The organism is Burkholderia sp. Ac-20353 (assembly GCF_017104785.1).
In the GTDB taxonomy this organism is placed as follows: domain Bacteria; phylum Pseudomonadota; class Gammaproteobacteria; order Burkholderiales; family Burkholderiaceae; genus Burkholderia.
On the sequence record NZ_JAAGPL010000271.1, the window covers coordinates 1 to 9,605 of the forward strand.

Here is a 9,605-nt window from a genome sequence, read left to right on the forward strand (position 1 = left end):
TGCGCCGCGTATCGGCGGCGGCTCGCCGCGCAGCTATTTCCTCGTGCTCGACGACGGCGGTTCCGAGGAGCGCGGCGTATGCCTGCTGCCGCGCGGCACCGAAGAGGGGCACGAGATCCGGCTCGATGACCGCACGTTCGCGCTGCAGCTTGGGGCACCGGTGCGCTTCCACCTCGTGTCGACGGTCGCCGACACCGCGTACCGGCCCGGCGACCTCGTCACGCTCGGCGACGGCGATTTCGTCCGCCTGCCGCCGATCGCGACGGTCGTCGAACGGCAGGATGCGCGCGGTGTGCGCGAGACACCCGTGAAGCTGACGGCGTCGCTGACCGAAGTCGGCACGCTCGAGCTGCACTGCATCGCGACCGGCGATGCGGCGCAGCGCTGGCGCCTCGAATTCCAGCTGCGCGGCGACGCGGCCACCGAGGGCGACACCGACACGCCGGCGCGCCATCCGCGGCTCGATCAGGCGATCGAGCTGATCGACCGCTCGTTCGGCAGCCGCGCGTCGGACGTCACGCCGAAGGACACGCGCCGGCTGCGCGCGCAGCTCGAGCAGTTGCTCGGCCCGCGCGACGAGTGGGACGTCGCGCTCGCGCGCGAGCTGTTCGACGCGCTGCTTGCGCGCGCACGGCGGCGCCGGCGCTCGGCCGATCACGAACGTGCGTGGCTGAATCTCGCCGGCTATTGCGTGCGCCCGGGGTTCGGGCATCCGCTCGACGGGTGGCGCATCGAGCAGCTGTGGCCGCTGTTCGACGACGGGATCCAGTACGTGAACGACGCGCAGGTGTGGTCCGAGTGGTGGACGCTGTGGCGGCGCGCGGCGGGCGGGCTCGACGACGATGCGCAAGGGCAGGTGCGCGACGCGATCGCGTTTCTCGAACCCGCCGACGGCAAGCGGCGCAAGCTGCCGTTCGATCCCGACAAGGTCGGGCCGGCGGACATGACGCGGTTGTCCGCCTCGCTCGAGCGGCTGCCGGTCGAGCGCAAGATCGAACTCGCGGCGCGGCTGATCGCGCTGCTGCAGAAGCCGGCGGAACGCGCGCTCGGCGCATGGGCGCTCGGGCGCATCGGCGCGCGCCGGCCGTTCTACGGCAGCGCGCATGGCGTCGTGCCGGCCGAAGTTGCAGGCGGCTGGCTCGATGCGCTGTTCGCGCTCGACTGGAAACAGGTCGAGCCGGCCGCGTTCTCGGTCGCGCAGATCGCGCGGATGACGGGCGACCGCTCGCGCGACCTGCCGCCCGACACACGCGACGCGGTGATCCGGCGACTCACGGCGGCCAATGCGCCGGCGACGTGGATCGCAATGGTGCGCGACGTCATCGAGCTCGATGCGGCCGATACGGTGCGTGTGTTCGGCGAATCGCTGCCGGCGGGGTTGAAGCTGCTGGTGGAGTGAGGGGGCGGGGATTCGGCGGGCGGTGATCCGCTGAAGCGCAGGCGCGCCGGCCACGACAGGCACCGGCGCAACCAGGGGGAACCGTCAGCCGTGCCGGCGCGCGAGATGGATGCCAGCCAGCATGCAGCGCACCGAGCCGCCGGCCAGTTCGATCGTCGGCACGTCGAGCGGCAGCAGTTGCGCCGAGCGCTCGATCAGGTCGCGCTGGCGCGGCGTCAGGCAGTCGAACGCGCGCCGCGACAGCGCGAGCACGCGCGAGTCGCGCCCCGACAGTTCGAGCGCATTGCCCGCGAAGTTCGCGATCTGCGACGGCTCGAGCGCGATCACCGTGCGGCCCGTTTCGGTCAGGCGACGCTCGACCTCGGCACGCCGTCCCGGATCGCGGATCAGCTCGAGGCCGATCAGCGCGAACCCGGTCGCGACGCTCATCATCACGTTCGTGTGATAGATCGGCCGGCCGTCGCCGTCGGCCGTGTCGAAGCACATCGGCTCGAAATTGAAGTTCGTGCAGAAGCGTTCGAGCGCGACCGGGTCGGCACGGCGCGAGCGCGCGGTGTACGCGATGCGCGCGACATGGTCGAGCACCATCGCGCCGGTCCCTTCGAGGAACACGTCGTCATATTCGAGTCCCGAATAGTCGATCACGTCCTGTACCCGGTATTCGGCCTTCAGCATCTCGATCACGTCCGCGCGCCGTTCGCGGCGGCGGTTCAGGCTGTACATCGGATACAGCGCGACGTGTCCGCCCGGATGCGTCGAAAACCAGTTGTTCGGAAACACCGAGTCGGGCGTGTCGCGCTCGCCGTGATCGTCGAACACGTGCACGCGCACGCCGGCGTCGGCGAGCGTCTGCGCGGCGGCGCTGACTTCGTCGCGCGCGGCGGCGGACACTGCGCTCGTGTCGCGCTCGCCGCGCTTGCCGCACGCACCGGCGGTGCGTTGGAACGCGTTGTCGGCGGCGGTTTCGGGGTTCGGCAGGAAGTGGTGCGGCCGGATCATCACGACGGCGGCCGGCGCCTGAATCGATACGAGGTTCATCGCAAGCTGGGGCGAAAGGCAAAGGGCGGTGCGGCGCGCACGCCGCACCGGCTCGGGTCAGCGCGCGAACGCGGCGACGGCGTCGGTGACGAAGGCCGCCTGGCCCCGCGCGACCGCGGCGGGGTCGTCGATCAGCGCGAACAGGTTCTTCGGATCGACGGCCGGCGGGATCAGCGCGATCTCGACGCCCGCGTTGTGATGCTGCGCGAGCGTGAACAGGTAGCGCAGCGCGGAGTAATCCTCGAGCGCGAAGCCGACCGAATCGAACACGGTGATCTGCTCGGCGCTGTCGCGGCCCGTCGTCTCGCCCTGCAGCACGCGCCACAGCTCGGTCACCGGGAAGTCGGCCGGCAATTGCTGGATGTCGCCCTCGATGCGCGACTGCGGCTCGAACTCGACGAACACGCGGCCCGCGCGCAGCACGTCCGCATGCAGCTCGGTCTTGCCCGGGCAATCGCCGCCGACCGCGTTCAGGTGCATGCCGGGCTCGATCATGTCGGGCGTGATGATCGTCGCGTACGCCTTGTCGGCGGTCACGGTCGTCACGATGTCCGCGCCGCGCACGGCGTCGGCGGTCGATGCGGCGCGCACGACGCGCAGCGCCGGATACGCGGCGAGGTTCCGCACGAGCTTGTCGGTCGCGTGCGGATCGACGTCGAACACGCGGATTTCGTCGATGCCGAGCAGCGTATGGAACGCGATCGCCTGGAATTCGCTCTGCGCGCCGTTGCCGATCAGTGCCATCGTGCGCGCATCCGGACGTGCGAGCGCGCGCGCGGCGAGCACCGACGTCGCGGCGGTGCGCAGCGCGGTGGTCAGCGTGAGCTCGGCGAGCAGCAGCGGATAGCCGGTGTCGACTTCGGCGAGCGCGCCGAACGCCATCACCGTGTGCATCCCGCGCGCCGCGTTGACGGGGTGGCCGTTCACGTACTTGAACGCGAACAGCGACGCATTCGCGACCGGCATCAGCTCGATCACGCCGTCGCGCGAATGGCAGGCGACGCGCGGCGACTTGTCGAACTCGGCCCAGCGCAGATAGTCGTCGTGCAGCGTGTCGACGAGTTCGCCGAGGAAGCGCGGGACGCCGGTCTGCGCGACCAGGCGGGCGGTGGCGGGAACATCGAGGAAGCGGGTCATGAAGCTGTCTCCTGTATCGAATATCGATGAGCGCTGGCGCTTAGGTGCCGGTGCTGGTGCTGTGCAAAGTGGTGGGCGCGGCACGGTGGGCCACGCGATAGAGACATTATTTCCGCGACGCCGGCCAACAAATAGCCAGCAGAAGTGGCAGATTTGTCGATAAACTGCGCAAAATGGCAGCCGTATAAAGCAATGTGTGCGGTTTCCGCTGGTCAAGCGGCGCGGCACGCGGCACGCTTGCGGCTCGCTCACCACTTACGGGAAAGGCAGGTCCGATGATTACCCTCGACGACGTCGACCGTCAGCTCATTGCACTGTTGCGCGACAACGCGCGGCTGTCGGTCGTCGCGCTCGCGAAGCAGCTGCGCGTCGCGCGCGCGACCGTGCAGAACCGGCTGACGCGGCTCGAAAAGCACGGCGTGATCGTCGGCTACACGGTGCGGCTGAAGCCGGCCGCCGAACGGCACCGGATCCGCGCGCTGATGTCGATCGCGGTGCAGGGCAACCGCGGGGCCGAAGTGGTCAAGGTGCTGCGCGGGCATCCGAACGTCGCGACGATACACAGCACCAACGGGCGTTGGGACTTGGTTGCCGAGCTGCACGCCGATTCGCTCGAGCATTTCGATCGCGTGCTGGGCGCGATCCGGCTGATCGACGGAATCGCGAATACGGAGACGAGCATTCTGTTGTCGACGCATAAGGCGTGATGCGCGGGCCCCATGCCGGCCACGGCCGCATCGCAGATCGCGTCCAGATCGGTCAGCACGACCCGGCCGTCGACCGGCACCGTCACCAATTCGTTGGTCATTGCGCCGTTCACCGAGCCATTCACCGCACTGTTCACCGTGAATGCCCAATATGCGTATAGGCGGTACAAGAATCTCGATGAACGGAAGTCTCATTGAAGTAGTGCGCTTTCTCTCCGGCATTTTTTCGCACAACACTACTCCATTGAGCATGCCCGATCCACGCTTGCCGCTACGGCGGTGCACACCCGTGCCGCACCCGCTCGCGGGCCGATGGCTCTGTACCGCATGCCGTCGAAGCGATAGCTTTTGATCGTAGTCCCCCCAGCACTACCGCCGCCGACTTCTATGTCACGCATCCCATGCGAGTAAATAGCTTTACCCGCGACAGAGTAGCCTCCGGCATCCAAAACCACCTTGCCGAGTTGGCCATTACCGACACGCACGATCCATATGGGACCAAGGGCGGCGCCCCAGCCACACGCATCTCTCGTGGTGAATAGAAAAACCTTGCTCCTATTGTCTAGATCGATGGGGCCGCCTTTTAAGCGGCAGTTCATGTTTTTATAGATGGAAAACGACGGATGCTCAGCGATTGCCCTGGTCAGATGGGGACTTTGCCGGACCAGATCCTTATCCTCTATCGTGCGGTGAACCTCATTCGAAGTCGCCGTCATCGCCCAGGATAGAAGGACAATGAACGTACTCCACCTAACACCAAGGGCCATGATTCACTCCCCTATGTCCTTGCATATGTTGTCTAAGAACAGGTCAAAGTAAGGCATCACATCCTTTTCCGAGATTTCGCGGCCGCGGGAGCTTAGCCCGGGCCTGTCGAGATGAATTGCATGGTATCGCCCGTGCCGCGCAGATGGAACACGTCGTTGGCCTGCAATTTGGCGACCTCGAACGATTCACTACCGGTGGCGAAGGTAAAGTGAAACTTTGACTGATTCGATATCCTGACGGTTATAAGAGTTGCAAACACGAGCCAATGATTGTTCCGTTACGTCGTTGCACCGTACATATATCTTCTTGCCGAACCGTGCACAATGGCTCGGCGTGACTCTGCGATGTGGATGACCATCGCGCGCTAGCACGCCTTGAATTCCCAAAGCGAGAGATTGGCCGCCGAGGCGCCGAATGTCCATGAAACATGTATGAAATTCAGCGGCAATATTTCTCCCGTGAGGCGACAAGGGGCTTGAGCTGATCGACGCGATCAACCGGCAGGGCGTGACGGTGTTCATGGTCGAGCAGAACGCGAGCCTGGCGCTCGAGATCGCGCATTGCGGATACGTGCTGCAGACGGGGCGCGTCGTGCTCGAAGGGCCGGCAGAGGCGTTGCTCGGTGACGAGCGGGTGAGGGATGCGTATCTGGGCGGGGCGGCGGTGGTGGCATAGCGGGGCGCGGGCGGGCGCAGCAGGGTCGGCGCGCTGGTCGCGTGGACGCGCTCGGAGCGGGGGATGGTTGCGGCGCAGGCTTGAGGGTGGGGTGGCCAGGCAGAACTATGCCGAACGGATGACTGCACATGCACCGTTGGGTGCGCTACCTTTCATTACAAACGTAAGGCGGGAGAGCACGATGAAAACTGCAATCATGCCGGCCCTGCGTGTCGACCCGGAACTGCGCGACGCGGCCGAATCCGTATTGAATGAAAACGAGACGCTATCGGCGTTCATGGAATCTGCGCTCCGCGACGGTATCGCGCGTCGACGTTTCCAGCGAGAGTTCATTGCTCGCGGCTTTGCGTCGCGCGACGAAGCACGCCTTACCGGCGAGTATTTCGCCGCCGCCGCCGTGCATGCAGAACTTGAAGGGCTAGCGACCGCCGATCCCGCACCACACCTCGCACCACCACCCGCCCGCCGCAGCACCCCCCGCTAATCCACCTGTCCCGCCGGATGCCCGCTCGCCGCGAACGCCACCTGTGCGGCCTGTAGCGGAATCCGGACCTCGACGGTCGTGCCCTTGCCGGGTGCGGTGTCGATCGTCAGCGCGCCACCCACCAGATAGGCCCGCTCGCGCAGCCCGACCAACCCGAACGAGCCGGGCTTGCGCGGATCGCCCGGATCGAAGCCCGCGCCGTCGTCGCGAATCGCGAGCGCGATGGCGTCGTCCGTGCACACGAGATCGACCACTGCCTGCGACGCGGCCGCATGCCGCGCGACGTTCGCGAGCGATTCCTGCGCAATCCTGAATACGGCCGTCGCATACGGCTCGTCGAGATGATGTTCGGGCGGATCGACGCGCAGCGTGCACGCGATTCCGTGCCGCTGCCGGAAGTCCTGCACGAGCCACTGCATCGCCGCAGCAAAGCCGAGATCGTCGAGCATCAGCGGTCGCAGGTCCGACGCGATGCGTCGCGTCGCGGCCACCGCGCCGCGCGCGAGCCCGTGCATCGCGGCGATCTTGCGCGCGAGCAGCGCATCGTCCTGCGGCACGTGATCGAGCAGCCATTCGAGGTCGTTCTTCAGCGTCGCGAGCGTCTGCGCGAGTTCGTCGTGCAGCTCGCGCGCGATGCGGCGCTGTTCCGCCTCGCGCGCGGTCGCGCTGATCGCCGAGATCTCGCGCAGCTCCTCGCGCGACGCCTTCAGCGCCCGCTCGGCCCGCACGCGCTCCTCGACCTCGCGGCGCAGGTCGCGGTTCGACGCGCTTAGTTGCGCGGTGCGCGCGGCGACGCGCTGCTCGAGGCGTTCGTTCGCATCGTTCAGCTCGGCAGTCTTCTGCAGCACGAGCTGATGTTCGCGCCGCTCGCCTTCGAGTGCGTGCACCGTTCGCGCATGGAGCCGGCCGTTCTCGAACAGCATCGCGAACAGCACGACGCTCGACGCGGCGAGCCCATACGCGCGCCCCGCGTAGAAGCCGAGATCGAAACGCCCGTGGTTCAGCATCGCGGACAGCGCAATGTCGAACAGCCACGCGACCATCACGATCATCACCCATAGGTCGAGCACCGAATGGCGCCGCCGCCGCCGCCACATCAGCGCGAGCCCGATCAGGTTCAATACCCAGACGGTCACGATCGTGGTCGCGATCGGCGCAATCGTCCGGTTGCCGTGCATGATGGGCGGCAGCAGGTGCTCGCCGACGGTTGCAACGAGCGTCAGCGCGACCGTCGCGGCGCAGGCGGCTGCGACGCACGCGAGGATCGGGATCACCGCAGGAAGGGTCGCCTTCGGCCGCGCGTGCGTGTCGTCGCGCAGCAGCGCGTAACCCGCGACGGCGAGCGGAAAGCCGCTGTGCCAGAACATGTACAGCCACGCGGTCGTCTGCTCGCCCGCGCCGAGCAAGCCGGTCGGCGCGAACAGGCCGGGGAAGCTCAGCATGTGCGCGCCGGCCATCAGGCTCGTGAACAGGTAGCCTCCCGCCAGCACCAGCAGCGACCGCTCGCGCAGGATCGCGAACTGGCCGAGCAGGAGGCCGGCCGTCACCATGTCGTTGACCATGATCGCCGCTTCGTAGACGGGGATGAACGCCCACATCTGCGCAAGCTGCACGGTCGCGAACGGCGCGAGCGCGGCGAAGATCACGGCCGACACGATCACGGTGGCCAGCGCCAGCCGGCGCTCCGGCCGCTCGGGCGGCAGCGACGACATGAACATCCGCGAGGGTTCCGCCGGCTCGCTCATGGGTTTCTCCGTCGATAGGCGCGGCTCGCGCGGCTCGCAAGGTGGAGTGCCGCGCTGCGGGTGGCGGTGCCGGGACGGTGCATCGTTGCAGGCATCGTTCATGTCACGTTCATTCGCTGTCCAGACCGATGCCGAGGTCGTGGCGCACCGCGTAGCGGATCAGCGCGGCTTCGTGCGGCAGGTCCATCTTCTCGAGAATGCGCGTCTTGTAGGTGCTGACCGTCTTTCCGCTGAGGCCGAGTGCGCCTGCGATCTGCGTGATGGTCTCGCCCGCGACGATGCGGCGCATCACGTCGAATTCGCGCGCGGACAGCCGTTCGTGCGGCAGCGTCTCGGTCGGCGCGTGCAGGGTTTTTGCAAGGCTTTCCGCGGCCGACGGGCTCACGTAGATGCCGCCCGCCGCCACCTTGCCGACCGCCGCGACCAGCTCGGCGGTCGCGCTGTCCTTCGTCAGGTAGCCGGTCGCGCCGGCCTTGAACGCACGCGCCGCGTACTGTTCTTCCGCATGCATCGTCAGCACGAGCGTGCGCAACGCCGGCGCGTGCGTCTTGATCAGCTTGATGAGCTCGATGCCGGTCGGCGCCGGCATCGACAGGTCGAGCAGAAGCACGTCGGCCGCGCCGCGCTCGGCCAGCGCGAGCGTGGCCGAGCCGTCGCTCGCTTCGCCGACGATTTCGAAGCCGCCGGCCGTCTCGAGTATGTGACGCAGTCCGTCGCGCATGACTGCGTGGTCGTCAGCCAGTATCACCTTGATCATGGAGCGTTCCTCTTCCGGGATGGCGCTTCGGCGCGTAACGCGCGGGTGTCGTGTCAGACGGCGATGCCGGACCGCCGGTCGGCGCGATGTCGCCGAAACGGTTCAACATCTGAGCAATATATTCTGCCGAGGCCCAAAACGGTACACGTGCGCGAAATTTTATGCGGCGCAACACGGGGAATCTGTCACGCGGCGAAACAATCGGCGCGAGATGCTGTCGCGGGATGCGCGTGCGTATGCTCGTGCTGCAACGGCTTGCGATCTGCTTTCGGTTTCACCCGGGCGGCCTGCATATCGCCTCGTCGGCCGCGCCAACCCCGCCAACCGCGCCGATCGGCGAGCGGCGATCCTCACGAGACGGCCCGTTTCGGCGCTAAACTGGTCCCACATCGAACCCGCGATCCAAGGAGACCCCTCGATGATCGATCTCGCCGAAATCCTGCCGGCCGCGTTGCCTGCCGCGGTCGCGTGGGCCGAAGCGCAAGCGGCGCGCGGACAAGCGCTGGGCGCACCGCTGACGCCCGGCCAGTCCGACGATGCGCGGGCGGTCGGCGTCGCACAGCCGGAGCGGATCCGGATCGTGACCACCGCGGTGCTGCCGTTTCCCGATACGCCTTCGCTGGCCGCGATCGCGCGCGATACGGGGCTGCTGTCGCCCGGCACGATCGGCCTCACGCTCGGTCATGCGGTATTCGTCGTCGAAGGACATGTCACCCGCCGGCTGCTGACCCATGAGTTCCGCCACGTGCATCAGTACGAGGCCGCGGGCTCGATCGGCGCGTTTCTCGCGCGCTACCTGCACGAGATCGCGACGGTTGGCTACGTCGACGCGCCGCTCGAAGCCGACGCGCGGCAGCACGAGCGCGGCTGACGGCCGCGCTGCGCGCGACGGCAT

The 9,605-nt window shown here is 67.3% G+C and carries 8 protein-coding genes and 2 pseudogenes; 6 read left to right on the forward strand and 4 right to left on the reverse strand.

The genetic code is table 11. The annotated features are described in order from the left end of the window. Window positions 1-1,399: pseudogene (locus G3N94_RS37315) on the forward strand (molecular chaperone DnaK); the annotation flags it as partial. Between the two features lie 84 nt (window positions 1,400-1,483). On the opposite strand, the gene G3N94_RS37320 reads toward G3N94_RS37315, so the two are convergent. Beyond that, entirely contained in the window at window positions 1,484-2,437 is a 954-nt protein-coding gene (locus G3N94_RS37320) for an arginine deiminase-related protein (protein ID WP_205799239.1), read from the reverse strand. 57 nt (window positions 2,438-2,494) lie between these two features. Further along, window positions 2,495-3,574, reverse strand: a complete 1,080-nt coding sequence (locus G3N94_RS37325; RefSeq protein ID WP_205799240.1) for an ornithine cyclodeaminase — start codon at window positions 3,572-3,574, stop codon at window positions 2,495-2,497. Between G3N94_RS37325 and G3N94_RS37330 the strand changes: the two genes are divergently transcribed. The 4 genes and pseudogenes from G3N94_RS37330 (at window position 3,573) to G3N94_RS37345 (ending at window position 6,208) form a co-directional block, all read left to right on the forward strand. Next, entirely contained in the window at window positions 3,573-3,737 is a 165-nt protein-coding gene (locus G3N94_RS37330) for a hypothetical protein (RefSeq protein WP_205799241.1), read from the forward strand. The two genes, G3N94_RS37325 and G3N94_RS37330, sit on opposite strands and share 2 nt — an antisense overlap. A gap of 112 nt (window positions 3,738-3,849) precedes the next feature. Further along, window positions 3,850-4,281 (forward strand): Lrp/AsnC family transcriptional regulator, encoded by a 432-nt coding sequence (locus G3N94_RS37335; protein ID WP_205799242.1) that lies wholly within the window; start codon window positions 3,850-3,852, stop codon window positions 4,279-4,281. 1,233 nt (window positions 4,282-5,514) lie between these two features. Then, window positions 5,515-5,724: pseudogene (locus G3N94_RS37340) on the forward strand (ABC transporter ATP-binding protein); the annotation flags it as partial. Between the two features lie 181 nt (window positions 5,725-5,905). Then, window positions 5,906-6,208 (forward strand): YlcI/YnfO family protein, encoded by a 303-nt coding sequence (locus G3N94_RS37345; RefSeq protein ID WP_205799243.1) that lies wholly within the window; start codon window positions 5,906-5,908, stop codon window positions 6,206-6,208. On the opposite strand, the gene G3N94_RS37350 is transcribed toward G3N94_RS37345, so the two are convergent. Further along, window positions 6,205-7,953: a sensor histidine kinase gene (locus tag G3N94_RS37350; RefSeq protein ID WP_205799244.1), complete on the reverse strand. Its 1,749-nt coding sequence runs from the start codon at window positions 7,951-7,953 to the stop codon at window positions 6,205-6,207. The genes G3N94_RS37345 and G3N94_RS37350 overlap by 4 nt on opposite strands. Before the next feature lie 109 nt (window positions 7,954-8,062). Beyond that, on the reverse strand, window positions 8,063-8,710 hold the full coding sequence (locus tag G3N94_RS37355) for a response regulator transcription factor (RefSeq protein WP_205799245.1): 648 nt from the start codon (window positions 8,708-8,710) through the stop codon (window positions 8,063-8,065). Between the two features lie 418 nt (window positions 8,711-9,128). On the opposite strand from G3N94_RS37355, the gene G3N94_RS37360 reads away from it, so the two are divergent. After that, a complete protein-coding gene (locus tag G3N94_RS37360) occupies window positions 9,129-9,581 on the forward strand; it encodes a hypothetical protein (protein ID WP_205799246.1) in 453 nt (150 codons plus the stop codon). Window positions 9,582-9,605: the final 24 nt, after the last annotated feature.

What these genes read in the sequence shown, in the direction of transcription:
- G3N94_RS37320 (WP_205799239.1), bottom strand. Translation starts at nt 2,437, where the DNA reads ATGAACCTCGTATCGATTCAGGCGCCGGCCGCCGTCGTGATGATCCGG.
- G3N94_RS37330 (WP_205799241.1), top strand. Translation starts at nt 3,573, where the DNA reads ATGAAGCTGTCTCCTGTATCGAATATCGATGAGCGCTGGCGCTTAGGT.
- G3N94_RS37325 (WP_205799240.1), bottom strand. Translation starts at nt 3,574, where the DNA reads ATGACCCGCTTCCTCGATGTTCCCGCCACCGCCCGCCTGGTCGCGCAG.
- G3N94_RS37335 (WP_205799242.1), top strand. Translation starts at nt 3,850, where the DNA reads ATGATTACCCTCGACGACGTCGACCGTCAGCTCATTGCACTGTTGCGC.
- G3N94_RS37345 (WP_205799243.1), top strand. Translation starts at nt 5,906, where the DNA reads ATGAAAACTGCAATCATGCCGGCCCTGCGTGTCGACCCGGAACTGCGC.
- G3N94_RS37350 (WP_205799244.1), bottom strand. Translation starts at nt 7,953, where the DNA reads ATGAGCGAGCCGGCGGAACCCTCGCGGATGTTCATGTCGTCGCTGCCG.
- G3N94_RS37355 (WP_205799245.1), bottom strand. Translation starts at nt 8,710, where the DNA reads ATGATCAAGGTGATACTGGCTGACGACCACGCAGTCATGCGCGACGGA.
- G3N94_RS37360 (WP_205799246.1), top strand. Translation starts at nt 9,129, where the DNA reads ATGATCGATCTCGCCGAAATCCTGCCGGCCGCGTTGCCTGCCGCGGTC.